This is a genomic window from Actinophytocola algeriensis, assembly GCF_014203735.1.
In the GTDB taxonomy this organism is placed as follows: domain Bacteria; phylum Actinomycetota; class Actinomycetes; order Mycobacteriales; family Pseudonocardiaceae; genus Actinophytocola; species Actinophytocola algeriensis.
In genome coordinates, this window is sequence record NZ_JACHJQ010000006.1 from 257,698 (window position 1) to 283,377 (window position 25,680).

Annotated in this window: 20 protein-coding genes; 4 read left to right on the forward strand and 16 right to left on the reverse strand. The window is 70.1% G+C overall.

Annotated elements, in window-relative coordinates:
• Positions 1 to 239 precede the first annotated feature (239 nt).
• Positions 240 to 797 (reverse strand): FcoT family thioesterase, encoded by a 558-nt coding sequence (locus tag FHR82_RS28150; protein WP_184813579.1) that lies wholly within the window; start codon positions 795 to 797, stop codon positions 240 to 242.
• Positions 798 to 849: 52 nt separating this feature from the next.
• Positions 850 to 1,866, reverse strand: a complete 1,017-nt coding sequence (locus FHR82_RS28155) for an AfsR/SARP family transcriptional regulator (protein ID WP_184813580.1) — start codon at positions 1,864 to 1,866, stop codon at positions 850 to 852.
• A 239-nt stretch (positions 1,867 to 2,105) separates the two neighbouring features.
• Here FHR82_RS28155 and FHR82_RS28160 point away from each other — a divergent pair, with 239 nt between their 5' ends.
• The 3 genes from FHR82_RS28160 (at position 2,106) to FHR82_RS28170 (ending at position 6,630) form a co-directional block, all read left to right on the forward strand.
• Entirely contained in the window at positions 2,106 to 4,433 is a 2,328-nt protein-coding gene (locus tag FHR82_RS28160) for a TOMM precursor leader peptide-binding protein (RefSeq protein WP_184813581.1), read from the forward strand.
• Positions 4,434 to 4,483: 50 nt separating this feature from the next.
• Complete coding sequence (locus FHR82_RS47655) at positions 4,484 to 5,917, forward strand: SagB/ThcOx family dehydrogenase (protein WP_184813582.1); 1,434 nt, start codon at positions 4,484 to 4,486, stop codon at positions 5,915 to 5,917.
• Between the two features lie 107 nt (positions 5,918 to 6,024).
• Positions 6,025 to 6,630: a response regulator transcription factor gene (locus tag FHR82_RS28170; protein WP_184813583.1), complete on the forward strand. Its 606-nt coding sequence runs from the start codon at positions 6,025 to 6,027 to the stop codon at positions 6,628 to 6,630.
• Positions 6,631 to 6,764: 134 nt separating this feature from the next.
• Here FHR82_RS28170 and FHR82_RS28175 read toward each other — a convergent pair whose 3' ends face one another.
• Both FHR82_RS28175 and FHR82_RS28180 read right to left on the reverse strand, forming a co-directional pair.
• Positions 6,765 to 7,919 (reverse strand): sensor histidine kinase, encoded by a 1,155-nt coding sequence (locus FHR82_RS28175; RefSeq protein ID WP_184813584.1) that lies wholly within the window; start codon positions 7,917 to 7,919, stop codon positions 6,765 to 6,767.
• Positions 7,920 to 8,445: 526 nt separating this feature from the next.
• On the reverse strand, positions 8,446 to 9,021 hold the full coding sequence (locus tag FHR82_RS28180; RefSeq protein ID WP_184813585.1) for a sigma-70 family RNA polymerase sigma factor: 576 nt from the start codon (positions 9,019 to 9,021) through the stop codon (positions 8,446 to 8,448).
• 105 nt (positions 9,022 to 9,126) lie between these two features.
• Between FHR82_RS28180 and FHR82_RS28185 the strand changes: the two genes are divergently transcribed.
• Positions 9,127 to 9,798 (forward strand): hypothetical protein, encoded by a 672-nt coding sequence (locus FHR82_RS28185; protein WP_184813586.1) that lies wholly within the window; start codon positions 9,127 to 9,129, stop codon positions 9,796 to 9,798.
• A 95-nt stretch (positions 9,799 to 9,893) separates the two neighbouring features.
• On the opposite strand, the gene FHR82_RS28190 is transcribed toward FHR82_RS28185, so the two are convergent.
• From FHR82_RS28190 to FHR82_RS28250, 12 genes are all read right to left on the reverse strand, one after another.
• The gene (locus FHR82_RS28190) at positions 9,894 to 10,673 is read right to left on the reverse strand and encodes an ABC transporter ATP-binding protein (protein ID WP_184813587.1); all 780 of its coding nucleotides are present in this window, start codon (positions 10,671 to 10,673) and stop codon (positions 9,894 to 9,896) included.
• Complete coding sequence (locus FHR82_RS28195; RefSeq protein ID WP_184813588.1) at positions 10,670 to 11,764, reverse strand: FecCD family ABC transporter permease; 1,095 nt, start codon at positions 11,762 to 11,764, stop codon at positions 10,670 to 10,672. Before FHR82_RS28195 ends, FHR82_RS28190 begins: the two co-directional genes overlap by 4 nt.
• Positions 11,764 to 12,792 carry an ABC transporter substrate-binding protein gene (locus tag FHR82_RS28200; RefSeq protein WP_221464400.1) on the reverse strand — a complete coding sequence of 343 codons (1,029 nt, stop codon included), beginning with the start codon at positions 12,790 to 12,792 and terminating at the stop codon, positions 11,764 to 11,766. The genes FHR82_RS28195 and FHR82_RS28200 overlap by 1 nt, the downstream gene beginning before the upstream one ends.
• Positions 12,792 to 14,276, reverse strand: a complete 1,485-nt coding sequence (locus FHR82_RS28205; RefSeq protein WP_184813590.1) for an MFS transporter — start codon at positions 14,274 to 14,276, stop codon at positions 12,792 to 12,794. Before FHR82_RS28205 ends, FHR82_RS28200 begins: the two co-directional genes overlap by 1 nt.
• Entirely contained in the window at positions 14,273 to 18,109 is a 3,837-nt protein-coding gene (locus FHR82_RS28210) for a non-ribosomal peptide synthetase (RefSeq protein WP_184813591.1), read from the reverse strand. Before FHR82_RS28210 ends, FHR82_RS28205 begins: the two co-directional genes overlap by 4 nt.
• On the reverse strand, positions 18,102 to 18,353 hold the full coding sequence (locus FHR82_RS28215) for a phosphopantetheine-binding protein (RefSeq protein ID WP_184813592.1): 252 nt from the start codon (positions 18,351 to 18,353) through the stop codon (positions 18,102 to 18,104). Before FHR82_RS28215 ends, FHR82_RS28210 begins: the two co-directional genes overlap by 8 nt.
• Before the next feature lie 159 nt (positions 18,354 to 18,512).
• Positions 18,513 to 19,385 (reverse strand): (3R)-3-[(carboxymethyl)amino]fatty acid oxygenase/decarboxylase, encoded by an 873-nt coding sequence (gene scoE / locus FHR82_RS28220; RefSeq protein ID WP_184813593.1) that lies wholly within the window; start codon positions 19,383 to 19,385, stop codon positions 18,513 to 18,515.
• Positions 19,386 to 19,579: 194 nt separating this feature from the next.
• The gene (locus FHR82_RS28225) at positions 19,580 to 20,347 is read right to left on the reverse strand and encodes an alpha/beta fold hydrolase (RefSeq protein ID WP_184813594.1); all 768 of its coding nucleotides are present in this window, start codon (positions 20,345 to 20,347) and stop codon (positions 19,580 to 19,582) included.
• Positions 20,344 to 20,862, reverse strand: coding sequence for a PadR family transcriptional regulator (locus tag FHR82_RS28230; protein WP_184813595.1), 519 nt, complete (start codon positions 20,860 to 20,862; stop codon positions 20,344 to 20,346). Before FHR82_RS28230 ends, FHR82_RS28225 begins: the two co-directional genes overlap by 4 nt.
• A gap of 339 nt (positions 20,863 to 21,201) precedes the next feature.
• The gene (locus tag FHR82_RS28235) at positions 21,202 to 21,960 is read right to left on the reverse strand and encodes an alpha/beta fold hydrolase (protein WP_184813596.1); all 759 of its coding nucleotides are present in this window, start codon (positions 21,958 to 21,960) and stop codon (positions 21,202 to 21,204) included.
• 17 nt (positions 21,961 to 21,977) lie between these two features.
• Positions 21,978 to 24,530, reverse strand: coding sequence for a heavy metal translocating P-type ATPase (locus FHR82_RS28240; protein ID WP_225943904.1), 2,553 nt, complete (start codon positions 24,528 to 24,530; stop codon positions 21,978 to 21,980).
• Entirely contained in the window at positions 24,514 to 25,527 is a 1,014-nt protein-coding gene (locus tag FHR82_RS28250; protein WP_184813597.1) for a DUF8832 domain-containing protein, read from the reverse strand. The genes FHR82_RS28240 and FHR82_RS28250 overlap by 17 nt, the downstream gene beginning before the upstream one ends.
• Positions 25,528 to 25,680 lie beyond the last annotated feature (153 nt).

Below are 25,680 nucleotides of genomic sequence, written 5' to 3' on the forward strand. Positions count from 1 at the left end.
CCTCCTGCGCGCGGAGGCCCCGGGCTCGTACCTCGCCGGGCCTCCGTGCTCGTCAGTCCAGACGGCGACCGCTCCGACGCTCCGCTCCTGTGTTGATCGGGTCGCTGCGCGCCTCCGCTGAGCCACCGTCTTCCCTCCTGCGCGCGGAGGCCCCGGGCTCGTACCTCGCCGGGCCTCCGTGCTCGTCAGTCCAGACGGCGACCGCTCCGACGCTCCGCTCCTGTGTTGGAAAGTCGGGGTCAGGCCGCGCGCAGTTTCATGCCCGGCGGGTCCACCAGCGCCATCCGCACCTCGCCCTCGGCGTAGCCGCCGTTCGCGTCCCAGAACTTCCACGGCATGTCGACCTTCAGCACCGGCCTGCTGCGGTTGGTCTCGGCGAACTCGGCGAACGACACCTCACCGGTGAAGTCCGCGGAGTCGATCGGCCGCTTGAAGTTGCTCTGGAACCGCGCGATGAGGATGTCGGGCAGCTGCTTGGCCCAGTAGTCGTCCATCGACCACGAGTCGAACACCGACAGTGAGCGTTCCTGCACCACCTTGGCGATCAGGTAGTACATCAGCTGGTTGAAGCAGATGTTCACCTCGACCGAGTTCAGGTGGCCGGTGTCGTCGATGTAGCAGGGGAACGGGATGGAGAACCGGCCCTCCGCACTGGCCAGCCCGTCCGCCACCGACACCGTCGCCGACTTCAGGTACTGGGTCTGCGGGCGCTCATAAGGGCGCAGTACACCCTCGAGCAGTTTCGGGTCGTTGGCGAAGTTGGTTTCGCCGGAATTCGTGTTCGGCAATACCGTCATCATTTCCTCCTCGGCGCGCCCGCCATTCGACATCGACCGTAATCGGTGCGAGTCATCCCCTGGTAACAGCAGGCGAATTGCCCCGCCGGACGAGCCGGTCGAGCAGCATGTCGGACGTCAGCGACCGGTCGGCCAGCAGCCCGTCGGTGGACAGCAGCGCCATGTGCAGCGCCCTGATCCGGTCCGACGGCTCGATGCCCAGCTCGTGCAGCATCCGCTGCCGGAAGCGCATGTAGACCTCCAGCGCGGCCGACGCCCGGCCCGACCGGTACAGCGCGATCATCAGCATCGTGTGCGCCGACTCGTGCAGCGGGTGCTCGACGACGAGCGAGGCCAGCTCGCTGATCATCTCGCGGTGCCGCCCGAGGCACAGGTCCGCGTCGATCCGCGTGGTGTGCGCGTAGAAGCGCCGCTCCTCCAGCCGCGCGACCTGTGCCCGCAACAGGGTTCCCCACTGTCCATGGTGGACCACGTTGCCGCGCCACAGCGCCAGCGAGCAGCGCAGGTCGGTGGCTGCCTTGTCGTAGTCGCCCGCGTGCATCGCGGCCGAACCCGTCGTGACGAGCTGGTCGAACTCGGTGATGTCGAGCTGACCGGGGTCCACTCGCAACACGTACCCGCCGGAGCAGGTCTGCAGCACCTCACGGGTGATGTAGTCGACCGACAGGCCGAGCACGGCACGGAAGAGCCTGCGCAGCTTGAACATGTACGTCTGCAGCGTCGAGTGCGCGGTGCGTGGCGCACCGTCGCTCCACAGCTCCCGCGCCAGCACCGAAGCGCCGACCGGCTTGTTCGCGTTGAACAGCAACGTGGACAGGATCAGCCGCAGCTTCGGCGCGCTCGGCGCCACGTCCAGGTCCCCGTGCCGGATGACCAGCGGACCGAGCAGCTCGAAGCGCAGGTCGGCGAGCGGGTTCTGCTCTGGGCTGCGGGGTCGCACGAGCACGGAGGCCTCCGCCGCCGCGTCTTCGTCCAGGCTGGGCTGAGACGTCGTCTCCAGCAGTGTGGCGAGGAGGGCAAGTTTCTCCTCGTGCGTCATCATGCCCAGCGCGTCTAATTTGGTGACCATTTTTCGGGACCTCGCAATCAGCCAGATCCACCGCACACTCCGCCGCCGGTGAACATGGACTTCAGGACATCTCACGGTATTCCGAGGGCCTGCCGCGACGATAGTGACGGCATCATAAATGGGCAGTGAGTAACCGAGACCCAGCACATGAGGGGTGCACTTGTCCAGTCCCCCGCACGCGTCGCACGCTTGGGCTCAAGCGAGGCTCAAGCGGCGGACGAGTGGACAAAGGAGCGGTGATGACCACTTCGAGCAAGGAGAGCGGGTTGCGGATCGGGTTCAAGCGGCACCTCCGGGCGCACGTCGTCCAGGGTGAGGCGGTCTACCTGCTCTCCGAGCGTGACGCGACCTCCGTGGCCGGCGCACACGTCGAAGCGCTGGCCCCGCTGCTAGACGGCACCCGTGACCTGGCGGAACTGTGCCGGGACATCCCCGACGGGCTGACGCTGGCGGAGGCGGGCTCGATCGTCTCCCGCCTCGTCGACGCCGGGCTGGTCACGCTGCGGGAACACACCGACGGCGGCGGCCCCGGCACCGACCCGCCGAGCCTCGCCTACTGGGAGGCCGCGGGCCTCGACCCGGGGGGCGTGGTCCGCACGCTGCGGAGCACCACGGTCTCGACGATCTTCCTCAGCGCCGACGACGGCGCGGGTGACGGCATCGACGCCGACGCCGCGACCGCCGCGCTGCTCGCCGCCGGGCTGACCACCGTCCCGGGCTCGGCCGACCGGGTCGACACCGACGCCGCCCTGTCCGTCGTGCTGTGCGAGGACTACCTCGACCCGGCGCTGCCCGGCATCGACGCACTGCACCGCGCCGCGGGCCGCCCGTGGCTGCTCGCGAAACCGGGCGGCACACAGGTGTGGATCGGCCCGTTCTTCGCGCACGGCGAGCAGGCCTGCTGGCACTGCCTCGAACACCGGCTGCGCGGCCACCGCCAGGCCGAGACCCACCTGCGGGCCATGGTCGACCGGCACGTGCCGCTCATCCCGCCCGCGGTGTCGCTGCCGCCGCTCGGCACGGCCGCGCTCAACCTCGTCGCGCTCGAAGCCGTCAAGTGGGTCGCGGGCATGCGCACCGACAGCCAGCGCACGGTGTGGACGCTCGACAGCCTCGACCTGTGCGGCCGCCGCCACGACCTGCGGCCGCGCCCCCAGTGCCCCGCGTGCGGGGACGCGGGGCTGATGAGCGAGCAGGCCCGCCGACCGGTCACCATCGAGTCCCGGCCGAAGGTCAGCCGCAGCGGCGGCGGGCACCGGTCGATGCCGCCCGAGGACGTGCTGGCCGCCTACGAGCACCTGATCAGCCCGGTCACCGGGGTGCTGAAGGAGATCACGAAGGACCAGCGCGGTCCGTCGTTCTTCAACTCGTTCCGCTCCGGGCCCAACCTCGCGCTGAACGCGCGCAGGCACTTCGAGCACATGCGGTCGGCCCGCGCGGAGAACGGCGGCAAGGGCATCACCCCGTTGCACGGCAAGGTGAGCGCGCTGTGCGAGGCGATCGAACGGCACAGCGGCTACTTCCACGGCGACGAGGAACGCGTCGTCGCGAGCTACGCACAGCTCGGCGCGGACGCCGTGCACCCGCGCGAGTGCCTGCTGTTCGACGAGCGGCAGTACGCGGGCCGCGCCGAGTGGAACTCGACGCACTCGTCGTTCCAGTACGTGTGCGACCCGTTCGACGAGCACGCCACCACCAGCTGGACGCCGGTGTGGTCGCTCACCCAGCAGCGGCACCGGTTCCTGCCGACCGGGATGCTGTACTTCGACGTCCCAGCCGAGTACGGCGGCGGCGGGTCGCTGTCGGCGGACTCGAACGGCAACGCGGCGGGCAGCAGCATCGAGGACGCGTTGCTGCAAGGGCTTCTCGAGGTGGTCGAGCGCGACGCGGTGTCGCTGTGGTGGTACAACCGCACCAGAGCGCCTGGGGTGGACCTCGGCAGTTTCGGGGTGCGCTGGATCGACGAGCTGCGTGCGGTGTACGCGGCTCTGCACCGCGACGTGTGGGTACTGGACGTGACCTCGGACGTCGGGATCCCCACCATGGCCGCGCTGTCCCGCCGCACAGACGGGCCACGCGAGGACGTCATGTTCGGGTTCGGGGCACACCTCGACCCGGAGGTGGCGTTGATCCGGGCGCTCACCGAGATGAACCAGCTGATGCCCGCCGTCGTCTCGGCGGGTGAGGGTGGAGACTACGACTGGTCCGATCCCGACGCCGTGCACTGGTGGCGCACCGCCACCTGGGACGGCATGCCGTACCTGCGGCCAGATCCCGCGGTAGGGCTCCGCACCCCCGCCCACTACGCGCACGTCCCCGCCACCGATCTCCGCCAGGACATCACCGATGTCCAGCAACGGCTGGAGCGGCTGGGACTCGACGTCATGGTCCTCGACCAGACCCGCCCGGACGTCGGGCTCCCGGTGGTCAAGGCGATCGTGCCCGGCATGCGCGGTTTCTGGGCGCGGTTCGCGCCCGGGCGACTGTTCGACGTACCCGTCCGGCTCGGCCGCCTCGACGCGCCGACGCCGTACGAACAGCTGAACCCGATCCCCCTATTCGTGTGAACGTGATGTATTACGCGGGCGGCGTGTGCATGCACACCGAGGAGCGACACGTGCCATCCGACGCCGGCGCTGCCCCCGACCTGAGCCTGCCGCTGTGGTCCTTCCGGGACGACGTGGCCATCGAGCCTGCCGCGGGCGGCAGCCTGGTCGTGCTGACCCGGTGGGGCGACGTCCTGGTGGACTCGCCCGCACCGGCGATCGTGGACAGCCTGTACCGGATGACGCTCGGTCCCGTGGAGCTGACCAACGTCGAGGGCCTGGACCGCGACGACCTGCTGGCGGTGCTGGCGCGGCTGCCGGGGTGTGTCGTGCGGTCGCTCGGCCTGAAGGAGACGGCCACACCGCTGCTGTCGGCGGTGCCGCTCTCCCCCGGTGAGGTCCTGTCGCTGCCCGCGCTCGACGAGACGCTGCCGGTGCGGCTGTCCCGGTTCGCGATCGTGCGGGAGAGCGACGGGCAGCTGGTGGTCGAGTCGCCGCTGTCGCACCACCGGATCGTGCTGCACCGGCCGCTGACGACGTGGGTGGTCGGTGCCCTCGGCCGCGCCACCACCGCGGGTCACATCGCGCAGAACATCAACGTGAGCGAGGGCCTGCTGACGCAGATCCTGGCCTACCTGGTGGCGACGGGCATGGTCGTGACCGGTTCGCCCGGCAACGGCGCGAGACCCGTGTTCGCGGAGGACGACCTGCGCACCTGGTCTCCGCACGATCTCCTCTTCCACTCCCGCAGCAGGCTGGGCAGGCACGACGACGCGGCGGGCGCCGCGTTCCGGCACGTGCCGGACCTGGCGCCGCTGCCCGTGGTGCGCCCGGTGCCAGCCGGTCAGCGGTTTCCGTTGCACCGGCCGGACCTGACCTCGTCCGGCCTTTCGTTGACCGACGCCATCGAACAACGGCACTCGGTGCGTGAGTTCGCCGAGGAGGGCCCGTCGGCCGAGCAGGTGGGTGAGCTGCTGTACCGGACCGCGCGGATCCGCTCCCAGACCGAGGCCGTCGGCGCGGGCGGCGTCGGCTATCACGTGTCGCAGCGGCCGTACCCGAGCGCCGGGTCGCTGTACGAGCTGGACCTGTTCCTCACGGTCGACCGGTGCGCTGGCCTGCCCCGCGGGAGCTACCACTACGACCCGGAGGACCACGCGCTCACACTGGTGAACACCGACGGTGCGCACGCCGACGAGCTGCTGGACAGCGCGATGGTGCAACTCGGCGGGCACACCAGGCCACCGGTGCTCATCACGATGACCGCCAGGATGGGCAGGCTGTCGTGGGTGTACGACGGCATCGCCTACGCGACCACGCTGAAGCACGTCGGGGTGCTGCAACAGACCCTGTACCTGGTGGCCACGATGATGGGCCTGGCCCCGTGCGCCGTGGCGACGGGCGACAGCGAGACGGCGACGGCGGCGTTCGACCTCGACTGGCCTGCGGAGGTCAGCGTGGGCGAGTTCGTGATCGGCCTGCCCGTTCCGGGGAGGACGTCATGACATTGCACCAAACGGACCACAACGAACTCGACGATGTCTACTGCGGTGGCCCACCACGTCGTGGTAGAACACGAGTCGAGGCGGGCTGCTCGGAGGTACTTCCGCGAATGATCAAGGTCATGCTGGCCGAGGACATGCACATGGTCCGCGGGGCTCTTGTCGCGCTGCTCAACCTCGAACCCGACATCGAGGTGGTGGCCGAGGTCTCGAACGGCACCGACATCCTGTCCACGGCCCAGAAGTTCAAACCCGACGTGGCCGTCGTCGACATCGACCTGCCCGGCAAGGACGGCCTGACGGCGGTCGCCGAGGTCCACGAACTCCTGCCGGAGATCCGGACCCTCATCCTCACGGGCTTAGGCAGGCCCGGCAACTTACGCCGGGCGCTGTCGGCCAAGGTAACCGGTTTCTTGTTGAAGGACGCTCCGCCCGCCCAGCTCGCGGATGCCATCCGCAGTGTGGCGGCGGGACAGCGCGTGGTGGACAGCCAGCTCGCGATGGCGGCGTGGGACAGCGCCGAGTGCCCGTTGACCGCCCGCGAGACCGAGGTGCTGCGCCTGACCGCGGAGGGGTTGCAGGCTGTTGACATCGCTTCGCGCCTGTTCCTTTCGGTGGGCACGGTGCGCAACTACCTGACGACTGTGATCGGGAAGTTGGCTGCCCGCAACCGGGTTGACGCCATCCGGATCGCTCGTGAGGCTGGTTGGCTCTGAGTAGTCCGTTCGGGACTTTCGGTGTCGAGGCTGGGCCCCGCTTTGGCGGGGCCTTCGTCGTTTCGGGGTGATTCCAGGTCCCAGCGACAAAGAGGGCCCGGACAGTGTCCGGGCCCTCTCGTCTTGTCCAAACCTCAGCGGCGTTCCAACCTCAGCGGTACGTCCACCTTCAGCCGGAACTCGTTCGGTTCATGGTCCACAGTGACCGTTCCGCCGATCTCGCCCGCTCGTACCGACAGGTTGTGCAAGCCGCTGCGGCCACGGTCCTGCGGTGGCTTCGGGTTCGGCTGCACGTCGTCGTTGGTGATCTCGAGCGTCGCGCGGTCGTGGGTCTGCCGGATCGTGATCTCACAATGCTTGGCTTTGCTGTGCCGCAGCAGGTTTGTGACACCTTCGCGCAACACAGTCGCCAGTACCGTGCTCACCCGCACCGGCAGGTCCGTCGCGTCGCTGTCCAGCCGGACGCTGATGTCCGCCGCCTGCAGCACGGACACCGCCGACCGGCACTCGTCCTCGAGTGACAGTTCCCGGTAGCCGGTGGCGACGGTGCGGGCATCCGACAGTGCCAGACGCGAGATCTCGAGGATCTCCAGCAGCTGGTCGCTCGCCTCCTGTGGCGACTTCTCCAGCAACCGGTGCGTCAGCTCGATCTTCAGCGTTATCGCGGACAGGCTGTAACCCAGCAGGTCGTGCAGGTCGCGGGCGAACCGCAACCGCTCGCGCAGCACAGCCATGCGTGCTATCTCCGCACGCGTGGACTGCACCTCCACGACCAGCGCCGTCAACCTCGACAACCCGTACACCACCAGACCGGTGGTCACCGTCGAGATCGAGGTGTACAGGATGTCCACCGGCGCACCGGTGAAGACCGCCTGCGCCAGGCCCATACTGGCCACGATCAGTGAGAACGCCGCCCACGCCGCGATCGGGCGCAGCACCAGCAACACACTGCCGGCCAGGAATCCCGGCATGCCGACCCACGCCTGACCGAAGATCAGGATGGGCAGGTACACCAGACACGCCTGTGCCGCGAGGAGCCCGTAGCCGACGCGCGACCGCAGTGGCGCACTCGAACGGCCGTACCACAGCAACTGCATCACGAGCAGCGCGACGATACAACCGAACGACAGCACGATCTCGCCCACTCCGATGGGCAGGAACAACACGTGCAGGAAACCGATGAGGCTGATACTGACGAAAACCGCCGTGACCACCCCTACCGCGAGGCGCGGGGCGGGGAACGGGACGGTTCTGTCGACGTCGGACCTCACCTCGGTGGAGGAGTCCATGCCGGGCCCCCGCGCCGCTACCGTAATCGGGGCTCGACCGGAGACCGGACGACAGCGCGTATGCGTTCGTCGGCACTGGGGTGGTACTGCGGTGAACGTGATACGTACACGAGCCTAACTCCTTGCACCCGGAGGAATCCCCTCACACACATGCGTGGCGGGTGAGGTTCCCCGGGGGGTGCTGCCGGCCGGCCGACGACAGCATTGTGCGCCGGTCGTCGTCGAGGTGGAGAGCCACGCTCACCACCGACTGTCCCGACACCGGTACTGATCGTCATGCCGCCCACACCCGATCCTCACCGCTCTGCCACAGAAACGCGTAGAAATGCCATGCTACTGGAGAGAATAGACGAAAACCGTGGCAGTTGGGTAAATTGATTGCGGCGACAACCTGGAATCGATACCACATTTGAGTAACTCAAATAAAGCCCTCATACGTGCGGCGTACGATTCCACACCGTTTTGACGCTTGTCAAGGAGTTCCCGGTGGTGCGTGACGTCAGAGCAGCGGACTACGCCGGACGTCCTATCGGCCCGCCGCGGGCGCACGTCGCAGGTCCGGTGCGAGCACGTCGACCAGCTCCCTGCGCGCCCGCGCGACGCGCGACCGGATGGTCCCGACAGGACACCCGCACACCTGCGCGGCCTCCGCGTACCCGAGCCCGAGCACCTGCGTCAGCACGAACGCGTCGCGCCGGTCGCCTGGCAGTGTCCGCACGGCGAGGTTGATCGACACCGTGTCGTCGATACCGGGCAGGCCCCGGTCGCCGCGCTCGTCGGCGGCCGTCTGCCAGTCCGCGTCGGACGCGATCCTCGGACGGGCCGCCGCGGCGCGGAAGTGGTCGGCGGCCACGCGGCGGGCGATGGCGAGCAGCCACGTGCGCGCGTGGCTGCGTGCCGTGAACCGGTGCGCGCTACCGAGCGCGCGCACGAACGTCTCCTGCGTGAGGTCCTCCGCCTCCGACGCGCCTGCCAGATAGACGAGAAAGCGCCAGACGTCACGCTGCGTGCTCCGGATAAAAGCGTTCGCCGCGTCGCGATCCCCGCGGCCAGCGGCCAGCGCCAATTCCGTGACGGTGTCATCCGCCGCTAAGTCCGACATGAATTGGAAGGTACTCACCGAAATGGCGCGGAAGAACTCGCGAGACCGCGAATCAAGCGCAGTTCGTGCCGTTGATTGAAGACCTGCTGGAACCGGCGACGCGAGGTGACCGACTACTACTACGTGGACTGCGAAGAATACCGAGAAGCCCTGTCGGCCCGCCTCGACGACGAGGAGGGCCCGGACGACGCCCGCCGCCCGGCCGACCGCCACCTTGAGCTGTGCGCCGACTGTGCGCGCTGGTACGACAACGCCGCCCTCATCACGCGGCGCACCAGGACCACGGCGGCGGTCACCTGGCCGGACGTGGCGGACGCGGTACTGGCACAGGTTCCGGCCGGCACGTCGGCGGCAGCGGGAAGGCTGCGCGTCGCGCTGGGTGCCGTCGGTGCGGTGCAGGCCGCGACCGGCCTGTTCTCCCTGATCGGCAACGAGGACCACCAGACCGCGGCGTGGCAGCTCGCGCTGGCGGTCGCGTTCTGCGCGGTCGCCGCCCGCCGCACGCAGCCGGCCGGGCTGATTCCGCTGCTCGGCACGTTCGTCGGCGTACTGGCCTGGGGGTTCGTGATCGGCACCGCGACCGGTGCGCTGTCGCTCCTGCTGTCCGCGGCGGGCCTCGTGCTCGTGGTCCTGCTCGGCCGCGTGTCACCGCCGCGACGCGGATCCGTTCCGCCATCGGGAGCATCGGAACGGGTCCGCCGGGCACCCGTCGAGGACGGTCCGGCCGACGGTATGCGATCCGCAATTCGCGGGATCGTGCCGACAAAGGCGGCATGACGCGGAAAATCTGCCGGGGACCCCCGCCCCGGCTCACTTTCCTCCGGATGATGATCAGAATTCAGTCGATTTCCGGGCAATGCTCCAGCACCGCACTAGCTCGCCCTCGCCAGCGGTCGTGCACCGTAGGTGACCCGGACAATGCCGTCATCGTGACGCTCCGTCGCCGCGGTCACCCCGAACACCTCCGACAGCACCGCGGGCGACAGCGCCTCGAGCACCGGCCCCACCGCGACGACCCGGCCGCCGTCGAGCACGACCAGCCGGTCACAGCTGCGGGCGGCGAGGTCGAGGTCGTGCAGCACGGCCAGGGTCGTGACCCCGACCGTGTGCACCAGCTCGAGCAGCTCGAACCGGGCGCGGATGTCGAGGTGGTTGGTCGGCTCGTCGAGGACCAGCAGTTTCGGCTCCTGCGCGAGCGCGCGGGCGAGCAGCACCCGCTGCCGCTCACCACCCGACAGCGACCCGTAGATGCGGTCCGCGTGGTCGGCCATGCCGGTCCGCGCCAGCGCCGCGTCCACGATCTCCCGGTCGGTGTGCCCGTTCCGGTCGAACATGCCGTGGTGCGGGGTGCGCCCCAGCTCGGCCACCTCGCGCACGGTCAGCCCGGGCGGGGTCGGGCAGTTCTGCAGCACCGCGGCGGTGTGCCGGGCCGCGGTCCGCGCCGACATGCCCCAGACGTCCTGCTCACCGAGGTGGACAGTCCCGGCGGCGGGCCGCACCGACCGGTAGATCGTCCGCAGCAGCGTCGACTTGCCGCTGCCGTTCGGCCCGATCAGGCCGACGAACTCGCCCGGCGCCACGTCGAGATCCACGTCGTGGAGGATCTGCTTGCCGCCGAGGCTCACACTCACCTGGTTGACCTGCAGTTTCATGAGTGGGCCAGGCTCCGATCCCGGCGCATGAGCCAGATGAAGAACGGCGCGCCGAAGAGGGCGGTCAGGATGTTGAGGGGCAGTTCGTTCGGTGGGTCGACGGTCCGCGACAGCAGGTCGACGATCACCAGGTAGATCGCGCCCACCAGGGCGGCCAGGGGCAAGACCTTGCGGTGGTCGACGCCGAAGGTGAGGCGGACCAGGTGCGGGACCATGAGGCCGACGAACCCGATGCCGCCCGCCACCGCGATGAGGACGCCCGCGACCAGTGAGCTGAGCACGATCAGGATCAGCCGCAGCCGTTTGACGTCGACGCCGAGGGCGGTCGCCGACTCGTCGCCGGTGACCAGGGCGTTGAGCTGGCGGCCGTACAGCGTGAGCAGCAGCGTCGAGGCGATGACGACGACCCCGGCGATGTGCAACTGCTCCCAGTGCGCGCCGGACACGCTGCCCAGCAGCCAGAACATGATCGCCCGCATGTTGTTGGGCTCGGTCTGCAGCTGCATGAAGTTCGTGACCGACGTGAACACGTAGCTCACCACGACCCCGGCCAGCACCAGCCGCACCGGGTTGAGCTTGCCGCCCTGCTGGCCGAGCAGGAACACCAGGCCGACGGCGAGCGTCGCGCCGAGGAACGCGGCGCCGGACACGCCGAGGCCGCCGAGCGCTCCCGCGCCCAGCGCCATGACGGTCACGGCACCGACCGAGCCGCCCGCCGAGACCCCGAGGATGAACGGGTCGGCGAGCGGGTTGTTCACCAGTGCCTGGAGCACCACACCGGTCACCGCGAGCCCGGCGCCTGCCAGGGCGGCGAGCAGCACGCGCGGGATCCGGAACTCCCAGATGATCTGGTCGTGGGCCGGGTTCACCTCGCCGCCGAAGATGTGGGCCTGGACGATCTGCCAGCTGTCACCGAGGGAGAACGTCACCGAGCCGATCGCGGACGCCGCCAGGATCACCACGACCAGCAGCGCGCCGAGCACCACCAGCGACACCGGGAGCGGGACCGAGGAAAGCGGCGCGGGCCGCGCCCCGGCCGCCTTGGTGAGCGGCCGGGGCGCGGGGCGCGTGGTGATGGGGGTGGCAGTCATCAGAACGCGTCCGGGTGGAATGCCTTCGCGATCTCCTCGACGGCGACGGCGTTGCTCGGGCCGAGGTAGATCGAGTCGGACAGGACGACGTAGCGCTTGTCCTTCGCGGCGTCCCACTGCGGGAACTGGTCGAACAGCGCCTGCGCGTCGGCGTCCGAGTCGGGCGACTGGTAGTTCACGACGACCAGCGCGTCGATGTCGGCCTTCGCGACCTGCTCCTTGCTGGGGTTGGTGAACATGTTCTCCGAGGCACCGGCGAACGCGTTGGTGACACCGGCCTTCGCCATGATGTCGTTCCAGATGCCGTTGTCGCCGACGGAGCTGAACTGGTCGCCCATGGCCATGCCGGGGATGATCAGCATCGCCTTCAGCTCTGGTGCGTCCGCGACCTTCTTCTCGATGGCCGCGATCCGCTCCTCCGAGTCGGCGATGATCTTCTCCGCCTTGTCGGAGACGCCGAAGATCTTGCCGAGGTCGCGCAGCATCGCGTAGCTGTCCTCGATGGTCGGCTCGTGGCTGACCGTGCCGACGTCACCGCAGGCGCTCTCCGGCGCGTAGGTGTTGGCACCGATCTTCGCCAGGTCGTCGCGGGTGGCGAAGCCCGCCTCGGCGCGGAAGCCGCCGTCGTAGGTGGAGATCACGAAGTCCGGCGTGAGGCCGATCATCGCCTCGCGCGGGATGTCCATCATCTCGTTCAGCTCGATGTCGCCGGTGGGCAGCGCCTTGATCTCGTCGACGCGGCCGGGCACCTCGGAGTCGCCGTAGGACTGCGCGTTGGCGACGATCTTGTCGCCGAGGCCGAGCTCCAGCAGCGCGGACACCTCGGCGACCGAGCCGCCGTTCATGACCACGACCCGGCTCGGCGCCTTGTCGTAGGTGTACTCCTTGCCGCAGTTGGTGATGGTGACCGGGTAGGCGGCGGACGTGGCCTGGTCCCCGGACTCCTCGGCGGTCGTGGTCGTGGCGCACGCCGCCGTCGTGGCCAGACACAGCGCGCCTAGGGCCACCAGGACAGTCCTGACCTTCATCATGGGCTCCTCTGGGTGGTCGGGGCGGCAACCGGTGCCGCCCTGTTTTCCGGTGTTGCGGCTTGGGGTTGGGGATCGGGGGTCGCGGGCAGCCGGTGCAGCCGCGCGTTGAGCAGGCTGGTGACGGTGGCGGACACCGCGAGCAGCACGGCGGCGGCCATGAACGCCGTCGCGTGGTCGGTGAACGGCACCCCGGGTTCGCCGGGGGTGGCGCCGAGGACGGTCCGGTACCAGCCACCGGCGACGGCCACGCCGAGCGCGAGGCCGAGCTGGGTGACGGTCGTGGCCATGCCGGACGCGGCACCCGCGTCGGCCGGTTCGACGCGGCTGAGGATCCCGGCGACCAGTGGGGTGACGACCATGCCCTGGCCGAGGCCTGCGAGCCCGATCATGACCGCGAGCAGCGCGGGCTGCGCGTCCTGTGCCGCCTGGGTGATCGCCGCGCCGCCGAGCAGCACGGCGGCGACCGTGGCGCAGCCGATGATCGGGATCGGTGCGTCGATCCGCCTGGTGAGCCACCGGTTCGCGGCGGAGGCGAGGGAGAACCCGACGCCGAGCGGCACGAACATCAGCCCGGCGGCGAACGGTTCGAGCCCCAGCCCGGTCTGCAGGTAGTAGGTGAACACCAGGAACAGTCCCGAGTTCGTGGCGAAGAGGGCGGCGACGGTGAGCAGGGACAGGCGCATGCCGCGCGCGCGGAACACCCTCGGCGGGAACAGCGGTGCGCCGCCGGCGGCGACGAGCCCGCGCTGCTGTCGCGCGAGCGCGGCGAACACGACGGCGGAAAGCGGCAGCCCGAGCCACAGCCACCACGCGCCGCCGGGCCCGAAGATCAACGGCACCAGCAGTGCGGGCAGCGCGACCGTGGTGAGCGCGGCGCCTGCGAGGTCGAGGCGGCTTTCCCGGTTCGCGACACCGGTCGGCAGGAGCCTGCCCAGTGCCAGGATCGCGAGCCCGATGGGCACGTTCACGAGCAGCACGGGTCGCCAGCCGAGCCCGGCGATGTCCAGGTCGACGAGGATGCCGCCGCCCGCGATGCCGCTGATCACGCCGAGCCCGATCACGACGCCGTACACGCTGACGGCCTTCGCGCGCTGCTCGGTGTCGGACACGGTCGCGCGGATGATCGACAGGACCTGCGGCGCCATGAACGCGGCCGTGGCCCCCTGCAGGAACCGCGCCGCGATGAGGAGTTCCGCGTTCGGCGCGAGCCCGCAGATCAGCGAGGTCAGGGTGAACCCGGCGACGCCCCACAGGAACACCGTCCGGTGCCCGGCGCGGTCGCCGAGCCGCGCGCCGGTGATCAGCAGCGCGCCGAACGCGACCACGTAGGCGGCGCCGACGAACTGGATCTGGTCGAAGCCCGCGTCCAGGTCGTGCTGGATCGACGGGCTCGCCACGTTGACGATGAACCCGTCGACCTGGGTCATGAAGGTGGCGGCCAGGACCGTCCACAGTCCGAGCCACTCGCGGCGGCCGATCACGACGCCCTCCTCAGCCCGGTGCGGCCCGCGAGGACCGCGCCGACGACGTCCAGTGCGGCCGCCTCGGTCATCCCGTGGTGGGTCGCGGCCACGGGCCGCACGTCCAGTCCGTCCACATGCGACTGCCAGCTGTCCGGGCCCGGCCAGTCCGGGGCCCGTTCCTCGGTCGCGGCGAACAGGACCACCGCGGCACTGGTGTGGCGGGGGGTCCACACCGAACCGATCCGGGCGCAGTGCGCGTAGGTGCGGTACAGCCGGTCAAACGCGCCGAAGCCGGCGGCGTCGGGCACGTGCCTGGCGAACTCGTCCTCGGTCGGCGCCTGCTGGTCGCGCATGGAATCCGGGAACGGGTACGCGTCGAGCAGTGCGAGCACCTCGACCCGGTCGCCGTCCTCCTCGAGCTGTGCCGCGACCTCGTGCGCGACCAGCCCGCCGAACGACGCGCCGAGCAGGTGGTACGGCCCGGTCCGCTGCACGGACCTGATGTGCCGTACGAGGTCGGCCGCCAGCTCCGCGACCCCGGCGTGCTGGTCCGCGCCGACGAGCTGCAGCCCGTACAGCGGCTGGTCCGGCAGGCGGGCGAGCAGCCCGGCGTAGGCCCACGCGAGGCCGGTGGCCGGGGCGACGCAGAACAGCGGTGGCCCGCTGCCGTTGGTGCGCAGGGGAAGCAGCGGCTCGTACGCGTTCTCGTCGGCCTCCGTGGTGAGCCGGGGCGCGAGCGTGGCGACCGTCGGCGCCTCGAACACCGCGCGGATGCCGAGCTTGACGCCGAACTCGGTGCGGATCCGCCCGATGAGCCTGCCGACGAGCAGCGAGTGCCCGCCGAGGGAGAAGAAGTCGTCGTCGATGCCGACCGTCTCGACGCCGAGCAGGTCGGCGAACATCCCGCACAGCACGGCTTCCCGCCGGTCGCGGGGTGGCCGGCCAGTGGTCAGCGCGGCGTGGTCGGGTGCGGGCAGCGCGGCGCGGTCGAGCTTGCCGTTGGTGGTGCGGGGCAGCCGGTCCACGACGACGTACGCGGGTGGCACCAGGTAGTCCGGCATCCGTTCTGCCGCGTACTGGCGCAGCGCGGCGGGTTCGGGAGCGGTGTGCACGGTGTCACCGGGGACCACGTAGGCGACGAGCCTGCCGTCGCGGACGACGACCGCGGCCTGCCCGACCTGCGGATGTCCACTCAGGACGCTTTCGATCTCGCCCGGTTCGATGCGGAACCCGCGCACCTTCACCTGGTCGTCGGCGCGGCCGAGGAACTCGAGCGTGCCGTCCGGCCGCCACCGCGCCAGGTCGCCGGTGCGGTACATCCGGTCGCCCGGCAGGCCGAACGGGTCTTCGGTGAACCGTTCCGCCGTCAGGCCCGGCCGTTCGTGGTAGCCGCGGGCGACCGGGGCGCCGCCGAAGTACAGCTCGCCGACCACGCCGGGTGGCACCAGGTCGAGCGCGTTGTCCAGCACGTACGCCCTGGTGTTCGCGATCGGGCGGCCCACGACGGGGTCCGGGCTGTCGGCGAGCGCGCAGTGCAGTGTGTCCACTGTGCACTCGGTGGGGCCGTACAGGTTGTAGGTGGCGATGTCCGGCGCGGCGCGCAGTGCCGACCACAGCGCGGGCCCGGTGGCCTCGCCGCCGAGCGCGATCACGGCCGGGCGGTGCCTGCCCTCGGCCAGCAACCCGGTCGCGAGGAGCTCCTCGGCGTAGGTCGGGGTGATGTCGAGGAAGTCGACGCGCCGGGCGTGGATGTAGTCGAGCATCGCGGCGGGTTCGCGGCGCACGTCCTCACCGACGAAGTGCAGCTCGTGGCCGTCGAGGAGCCACAGCAGCCCCTCCCACGAGGTGTCGAACGACAGGGACGCGGACAGCACGGCCTTCATCGTCCGGCCACTCGCGTTCGGCCGGATCAGCGTGTCGCGGTGGTGGAAGAACAGGTTGACCAGTCCACTGTGCTCGATCACGACACCCTTGGGCGTGCCGGTCGAGCCGGAGGTGTGGATGAGGCAGGCCGGGTTGGCGGGGATGAGCGGCGCGTGCCGTTCGCCGTCGGTGAGGTCCCGGTCGGACAGCCCGTCGAGCCGGGCCGCGGTGGCCGGGTCGTCGAGCACGACCACTCTGGTGGCGTCCGCGGCTTCCGCGGTGGCGCGCAGGGCCTCGGTGGTGACCAGTACGACCGGTGTGCTGTCGGCGAGGGTGAGCGCGATGCGCCGCACGGGGTGGTCGGGGTCGATCGGCACGTAGCCCGCGCCGGCCTTGAGCACCGCGAACAGCGCGACGATCGCGTCCGCGGTGCGGGGCAACAGGAGCGCCGCGTGGCACTCGGGGGCGGCGCCCTCCTCGACAAGGAGCCTGGCCAGCCGGTTGGCGCGCCGGTTCAGCTCCGCGAACGTGTACGTGCCGCCGTCGGCGACGAGCGCGGTCCGGTCCGGGGTCGCGGCGACCCGCTCCTCGAACAGGTCGGGCACGGTCACCGGCGGCACGACCCGCGCGGTGTCGTTCCACTCGGTCAGGAGCCGGTGGCGCTCACCGTCGAGCAGCAGGTCGGCGCCGGCGATCGGCGCGGCAGGCGCGGTGGTGAGGCGACGCAGGAAGGTCAGGAACCGGCGCAGGTGCGTGGCGACCTCGTCGGCGGTGTAGCAGTTCGGATTGGCGTCCACGACGATCCGCAGCCCGCTGCCGTCCGCGCGGTCGTACACGTGCAGCACCAGGTCCTCGACCAGGCCCGCGCTGACGTTGTGCACCACGCCGCGGTGCCCGGCGAAGCGCAGGCCGTAGTCGAACGGCATGATGTTGACCGACGGGCCGAACAGCTTCCGTTCGCTGGCAACGAGTTTGAGGTCGCGGCGCAGCTGCTCGTACCGGTAGCGCAGGTGCGGCCTGCCGGCCCGCAGCTCCCCGGCGACCTGCCTGGTGAGATCGGCGAGGGACATGCCGGGCGCGACGTGCAGCCACAGCGGCACGACGTTGGTCACCATGCACGGCACCCGCAGCGACACGGACCCGATGCGGGCCATGACCGGCAGCGCGAACACCAGGTCGGCGGCGCCGGTCATGCGGTGCAGGTAGGCGGCGAACGCGGCGGTCAGGGTCTCGCTCCACGTCGCGGCACCGACGGCGTTCTTCAGCGTCGCGAGGTCGGCGCCGTCGAGGTCCGCGCTCTCCCGCACGACGCCGTGCGCCAGCACCCCCGACCGGTGCGCGAGGACCACCGGGACCGGTTTGCCCTCCGCCTTGTCCGTCCAGAAGTCGCGGTCCACGGCGAACCGGGGCGAGTCGCGGTAGGTCAGGTCCTCGGCGACCACGTCGGCCAGTACACCGAACCCGCTGGGCTCCGGCTCGGTGCCCGCGACGAGCGCGGTGTAGACCTCCGCGACGCGGCGCGCGACGAGCGACAGGCCGAAGCCGTCGAGCGCGATGTGGTGCACCCGCTGGTACCACAGGAAGAGCTCGGGACCGGCCCGGAACAGCGCCTGCCCGAACACCGGACCGCGCCGCAGGTCGACGGGTACCGCGAGGTCGGCACGCATCCACGCCAGCGCGGCGGCGACCGGGTCCTGCTCGCCCGCGACGTCGACGACCGTCATCGTCCAGTCCGGGCAGTCGCCGATCTCCTGCCAGGCCTGTCCGCCGTCCTCGTCGTCGTCCTCCCCGAAGCGGGCGGACAGCACGTCGGTCTCGCCGACGGCCGTGCGCACGGCCCGGTCGAACAGCGCGATGTCCACCGGGCCGTGGATCGTCACGTACTCGGCGGTGTTGAAGGCGGGGCTGTCCGGATCGAACTCCTGCCCGGTCCAGATGCCCTCCTGCGCGGCGGTCAGCCCGACCCGCACGCCACGGCGGTCAGGCATCCAGGACCACCGGCTGCCGGGCGGTCAGCAGTCTCGACCAGTCCGCGAGCGTGGGTTGCTCGGCCAGTTCCACGAAACTGACCACGACCCCGGCCTCCCGCCACTTCTCCAACAGCGTCAGCAGGCGTATCGAGTCGAGCCCGCTGTCGAAGAGGTTGTCCCCTTCGTCTATTTCGTCCGCGTTGACGTACAACAACGCCGCGACATCGGCACGAACCAACTCCGCGGTCAACCGCTCTGCCATGACTGCCTCACCCTCAGTGCGGAGAGAAACCACGGGTTCGGCGGGCGCCCGGATTGTCAGAGCGCCCGCCGTACCCGATCCCTGGGCCTGAGATTTCCACAGTGGACTGGAATTCCGTCGGCAGTGAACTGGAATTCCACCCGCGTCCTGCTCGCCCCGCTATGCGGCCGCGTCGTTGTCGTACACCGTGACGCGGAAGGACACGGCCGGCTCCGGCGTCGCGGTGTGCAGCGCGCGGTGCACGAGGGTGCGGTTGTCCCACACCAGCATGTCGCCCTTCTCGAAGGTCTGCAGGTGGATGTTGTCGTGCTCGTAGGTGCGGTCGAGCTGGCCGGAGGCGTCCAGCAGCTCCTTGAGCAGGTCCGCGCGGTCGTTGCCTGCCGCGTCCTGGACGGACAGCGTGAAGCCCTCGCTGAGGTACAGGATGTCCTCACCCGTGAACGGGTGCTTGACGACGGTCGCGTCGGTCACCGGCGGGGTCTTCGCGTTGACCTCCTCGATGATCTCCGAGATCGGCCGGTAGACGTCGGTCGGGCGGATCTTGAAGTACCGCAGCACGCTGTGCGTGGCGGTGGTGTCCTTGACCGCCTGCTTCAGGTCGGCCGACAGCTTCTCGTAGGCGTCGGCCATGTTGATGAAGAACGTGCCGCGGTTCTTCGACGGCACCACCTGCGGGTAGATCAGCGTCAGGTCGAAGGGGCGCGGCATGAACTGGTAGTCGGAGTGCCAGAACTTGCCGGTCTTCGGCACGCCCATCTGGCTGCCGTCCTCCTCCTTCACGTTGGAGGAGACGAAGACCTCCTTGACCTCCGGGTGGTGGTAGACCGGCTCGTAGTACTCGGCCACCTCGCCCATCCGCTTGCCCAGCGCGAGGAACTGCCCGGGGTCCAGGTCCTGGTTCTTCAGCACGGCGATCTTGTTGGTGTAGACGGCCTTCTTGAGCTCCGCGATGTCCTCGGCAGAAGCCGTCTCCGCGTTGAAGCCCTCGACGACGACGCCGAACTTCTTACCTGCCTGTGGGGAAATTTTCATGAGAAGTCCTCTGGGATATTTCAGTCTGGAGCGGTGACGTCATGCACAGGGACCACATGAGAACCGAACGCCGTTGTCCATGAATTCTTCATAGCGGTCTCGTGTGAGTAGTCGTCCCTGGCGAACGTGTGGTTCCCCCGATTCAGCGAAATCCCCGGAACTGCTCGAAAAACAACCGCCTGCCAAGTGTGGAATTACCGCCCGGTTACCGTTTCGAGGAAACGCGGGTCGATACTCCCGGCCAGCCAGGCACGCAGGACCTCGTTGAACAGGCCGCTGTCCTCCACGTTCCAGATGTGGCGCATCCCCGGGGCGAGCCGCAGCCGCGCCTGCGGTGCCGCCTCGGCGACCAGCGCCAGGGACTCTCGCACCGCGGCGGACTCCTTCTCGCCCGCGATCGCGAGCAGCGGACCGGAGTAGTCACCCAGGTTCGCAGGCACCCCACCCGCGCACACCTCGGTGTACATCGCGAACGCCGTCTCGCGGCGCACCGAGAGCCCGTGCGTGACGTACAGCTCGCGGGAGTCCGCCGGCAGCCCGAAGGCGGTGGCCTGGGCACGCCAGAACCACCGAGCCCGCCAGAGCGCCAGCTGGAGCCGGGTGAGCAGACGGACGCTCACGCCCGCGGGCGTGAGCGGCGCGCCGGTGAGGAACGCGGACCGCACACGGTCGGGGTGGCGGGCCAGCACCCGCAACGCCGTCACCGCACCGAGCGACAGCCCGACGAGGTCGAAAGGACCGTCCATCCGCGCGACCACGTCGTCGGCGACCGCGTCCAGCCCCGGCCAGTCCTCACCGGTCCGCGCACCGAAGCCCGGCAGGTCCGGCGTGATCACCGTCCGGTCGGTGAACTCGGCGAGCTGCGGTTCCCACATCCAGTTCGCGACGTTGCCGCCGTGCAGCAGGACGAGCGGGGGCGCTCCGGTGTCGGTACGCGCCTCGTGCACCACGGGGAAACTCATGCGAACTCCCCCTCGGCAGCCTCGAGCCAGGCGAGCTCGGTACGCAGGTGCGCGATGCCGTTGTCCAGCGTGGCGAGCCGGAGCCGGGCACCACGATCGGCCGCCGCGGTCTCGGCACGCACCCGCTCGAAGTCGGCGAGCTGCGACCGGGCCTCCTCGCGACGGCTCGCGAAGAGCGCCCGCAGACCGTCCGCACCGAGATCGGCACCGAAGAACACCCGCGCGAGAAACGGGTCACGCTGGACGTGGCGCTCCGGCTCACTGGACAGCCACTCGGCTAGCGCCGCCCGCCCAGCCGCGGTGACCCGGTGCTCCTGACGGTCCGGCGCACCGGCCCCGGCCACCTTCTCGACCTCGGCGAACCCGTCGGCGACCAGACGGGCGAGAGTGCGGTAGATCTGCGCTTTGTCCGCCGCCCAGAAGTGCCCGACGGTCGAGTCGAAGTGCCGCTTGAGGTCATAACCGGTCATGGGAGCGATGGCGAGCAACCCCAGAATGATGCGCGAGAGGACCATGCCACTAGTAGACAAGTCATCTATGAGACTTGTCTACTAGGCCAACCTGGATCTGGCGTGCGGTAGTGCGGCCCGGTCATGCCCCCGTCTCGCGGGCCAGGCGCTGCGCACCCGGCCCGCACCCGACGATCTTTTGTGCCGTGAAAGGCAGCCGCGTGCGGCGGACGGCCCGCGCAGGGGCACGAGCCCCACACCACACCCGAGGCTGCCTGCCATCCCAGAGACCTGCCCCTCCGGCGAGGAGGCCCGTCCGGCGAGGACATCCCTGGAATCACCCCGAGACCAACCCTGCAGGACAGCCTCAACGGGCAGACGAACACCGAGAACAGCCCAGCGCGACTAACCGGTCATCCGCCGCTGAAGGTCGCGCATCAGGTGCGAGTGGCTCGCGTGAACAACGGCTGCGGTGCCGTCCGGGTCGTCGCGCATCACAAGATGGCCGCAGCTGTGCATGGTCGTGTGCCACGCGTGCGGGAGCAGCTTCGCCGCGTGCCGGGCGTCGCAGCGTGCGACGACGCGGTCCTGGTCCGCCCACACGAGGTTCACGGGAACGTCCGCGAGCCGTTCCGGGTCGGCCAGTACGTACTGGCACGCGAAGTCCGCCAGCACACCGAGATCGCTGTCGACCATCGAGTTCACGTCAGCGGCGGCCACCCGCGCCGAGATGGCGGCCGGGCGGGCCGACAGCCGCGACATGATCCAGCGGTGGAACAGCGGGCTGTCCAGCAGCCGGGTCCGCGCCACCGGGCCCGCGGCACGCAGCACCCGCATCAGCGCCCGCATCTTCACCCCGCACGTCGCGGTGCGCGTCGTGGCGTGGAAACCGATGGTGCAGAAGGCGGTCACGGCCGCCACCGGCACCCGGCACGCCAACTCCAGTGCCACCGCCGCGCCCAGCGAGTGCCCGACCACGTGCGGACGGTGCAGGCCGAGCTCGGCGATCCGTTCGGCCACGTGGTCGGCCAGTGCTGGGACGGCGGCCCGGTCGTAGGTGACCGGGCCGGGCAGGTCGATGGCGACGGCGTGCGCGAACCCGGGGATCCGCGCCACGACGTCGTCCCAGCTCGTCCTGTCCAGCCCGGCCGCGTGCAGCAGCAACAGGGTCGGGTTGCCGGTCAGGACGCCGCCACCATCGCCTTCTTCTCCACGGTGGACGTACGCGCCGCCTGCCCCGGCACGGTCGCGCCCGACTTCGGCGTGAACGTGCGCAGGCGCAGGCTGTTGGACACCACGAACACCGAGCTGCCCGCCATGATCAGTCCGGCGAGCATGGGGTTGAGCAGCCCACCTGCCGCGAGCGGGATCGCCGCGACGTTGTAGGCGAACGCCCAGAACAGGTTGGACCGGATCGTGCCGAGTGTCCTGCGGGACAACCGGATCGCGTCCGCGACCACGCGCAGGTCGCCACGTACCAGCGTCAGGTCCGCCGCCTCGATGGCGACGTCGGTGCCGGTGCCCATGGCGAGCCCGAGGTCGGCCTGTGCGAGCGCGGCGGCGTCGTTGACCCCGTCGCCGACCATGGCGACGACGCGGCCTTCTGCCTGCAGCCGCTTGATCTCCGCGACCTTGCCAGCGGGCAGCACCTCGGCGATCACCTCGGTGATGCCGACCTCAGCGGCGACCGCCTTCGCGACGGCCTCGTTGTCGCCGGTCAGCAGGACCGGGGTGAGGCCGAGCGCACGCAGCTGCCGGATCGCGTCCGCGCTGGTGGGTTTGACGGTGTCGGACACCATGAGCAGACCGCGCACCACGCCGTCCCAGCTCACGACGACCGAGGTCCGGCCCTCGACCGCTGCCGCCGCTACCAGCTCGGCGGGCAGTTCCCCGGCGAACGCGGCCCGGCCGACGACCACCTGGTGGCCGTCCACGGTGCCCCGCACGCCGAGCCCCGCCTCGTTCACGAAGTCCTTCGGCGTCGGCAGGTCGCCGACCTTCTCCCGGGCCCCGGCCGCGATGGCGCGGGCGATCGGGTGCTCGGACGCGTTCTCCAGCCCACCCGCCAGGCGCAGCAGGTCGTCGGCGTCGACACCGTCCGCGGGGACGACGTCCACGAGCGACATCTCCCCGGTGGTGACGGTGCCGGTCTTGTCCAGCACCACGGTGTCCACCGTGCGGGTGGACTCCAGCACCTGCGGGCCCTTGATGAGGATGCCGAGCTGCGCGCCCCGGCCGGTGCCGACGAGCAGCGCCGTCGGGGTGGCGAGGCCGAGCGCGCACGGGCAGGCGATGATCAGCACGGACACCGCGGCGGTGAACGCCGCCGTGGACGACTCGCCCGCGCCGAACCAGTAGCCGAGCGTGGCGAGCGCGAGCCCGATGACTCCGGGCACGAACACCGCGGACACCTGGTCGGCGAGCCGCTGGACCTTCGCCTTGCCGTTCTGCGCGTCCTCGACGAGCCGCGCCATGTGGGCGAGCTGGGTGTCGGCGCCGACGCGGGTCGCACGCACGACGAGCCGCCCGCCCACGTTGACGGTGGCACCGACGACCTCGTCGCCGCTGCTCACCTCGACGGGCACGGACTCACCGGTGAGCATGCTCGCGTCGACCGCGGACGAACCTTCGTCGACCACACCGTCGGTCGCGACCTTCTCCCCCGGCCGCACCACGAACCGGTCGCCGACGGCGAGGTCGCTGATCGGGATCGTGGTCTCGACCCCGCCCCGCAGCACGGCGACGTCCTTGGCACCCAACGAGAGCAGTGCCCGCAGCGCGGCGCCGGAGCTGCGCTTGGCGCGCGCCTCGAAGTACCGTCCGCAGAGGATGAACAGGGTGACCCCCGCGGCCACCTCGAGGTACATGTTGGCCTCGCCGGCCGTTCTCTCGATGGTGATGCGGAACGGGTGTTTCATGCCGGGCATGCCGGCTTCGCCGAGGAACAACGTCCACAGCGACCACAGGAACGCGGAGATCGTGCCGACCGAGATCAGCGTGTCCATGGTGGCGGCGCCGTGGCGCAGGTTCGCGAACGCGGCCTTGTGGAACGGGAACGCGCCCCACACGACGACCGGGCCGCACAGTGCGAGGCAGGCCCACTGCCAGTAGTTGAACTGGAAGAGCGGGACCATCGACATGACGACGACGGGAACCGTCAGCACGGCGACGATGAGGACCCGGTTGCGCGCGGACCGCAGGGCGGCGTCGTGCTCGTCCTCCTCCGACACCCCCGCGTCCACTCCGTCCACTTCGGACGCGACGGGTTTCGGGGCCGCGGGCGGTGTCGCGGTGTAGCCGATCTCCTCGATCGCCGCCACGATGTCGGCCACCGCCACGGCAGGCGGGTGCGAGACCTTCGCCTTCTCGGTGGCGTAGTTGACGGTCGCGGTCACACCGTCGATCTCGTTCAGGTGTGCCTCGACCCGCGCCGCGCACGACGCGCACGTCATGCCGCCGATGACCAGCTCGACCTGACCCGGTGTCGGCTTCGGCTTCGGCTTGGCAGTTGGTTTCACCGTGGGTTTCGCCGTGTAGCCGATTTCCTCGATCGCGGCGACCACGTCGGCCACCGGCACGGACGACGCGTGCGTCACCTTCGCCTTCTCCGTGGCGTAGTTGACCGTCGCCTCCACACCGTCGATCTCGTTCAGGTGTGCCTCGACCCGCGCCGCGCACGACGCACAGGTCATGCCGCCGATGACCAGCTCGACCTGGTCAGCCCCCGTGGCCATGCGTCGCCCCTCCCTCACTGCCCGCGCCGCTGCTCGCGCCACCGGGTGCCGCGCTGTTGCCGCCCGCCAGGTTCGTGGCCTTGGCCTGCTCGAACACTTCCGGCGACAGGCCGTGCGGCGGCGGGTTCGGACCCTCGACGTTCACCGTGAACTCGGCGGTGCGGACCTTGCCCTGGTGCTGGAAGTCCAGGTACAGCCGGTACGGGCCGTAGGACGGGGCCTCGGCGTGGAACACGATCTCCGGTCCCGGTGCGGTCTTCCCGTCGCCGGGTTCGCCGTCGGGGTGGACGTGGATGTAGGCCATGTCACCACCGCGCAGCATCACGAGGTGGCCGTAGGCGGCGAGGTACGGTTCGAGGTCGGTGACCGGCTTGCCGTCCTTCGACACGTGCATCGTGAGCTTGGCCGACTCGCCGGGGACGAGCTTGCCGGAGAGCGTCACCGAGTACCCGTCGACGTTCGCGGTGCTCGAGGGCGCGGGCAGGGTCTTCGGCGTGAAGTTGCCCGCCACCTGGATGTCCGTGCCGAGCGTGGTCCCGTGGATGCCCCAGCCGGGGAAGAAGTCCGCGAAGACCTTGTACGTGCCTGCCTCGGGGAACGTGACCGGGATCCGCCACGTGCCGTCCGCGCCCAGGTTCGGGTGGATGTGCTGGAACCCGGACAGGTCGTGCCGCGCGATGATCAGGTGCAGCAGCTTGTCGTGCTGCGCCTTGTACTGCAGCAGCGGCGTGCCCTCCCGTTCCTGGACCTGGAAGGCGAGGATCTGTTCCTCCCCGGCCCGGAAGGACTCGTTGAGCACCTTCAGGGTCATGCTTTCCGCGGACACGGTGAGGCCACCGGGTCCGGAGTGCTCGTCGGCCGCGGCGGGTGCGGCGGGGGCTGGTGCGGCGGCGGCCTCGGTTGGCGGCGGACCGACGATGCGGCCGACGGCCCAGGCACTCGTGAACACCAGTATCAGGGCGACCACGAATGCCCCGAGCTTGGTCAACGTCTTCATCAGAACCGTCCTAAATGGACATAGCGGCAGGCGACTTGCCCGGACCATACGGCGGGGAGGTATGCCGGGGCGACCCGCTTCCAGGTGGATGAGAGCGCGGGGAGAGCGGTCTCCAGCAGTGAATTACCGGACACTGCGCGCACACTGCCGGGA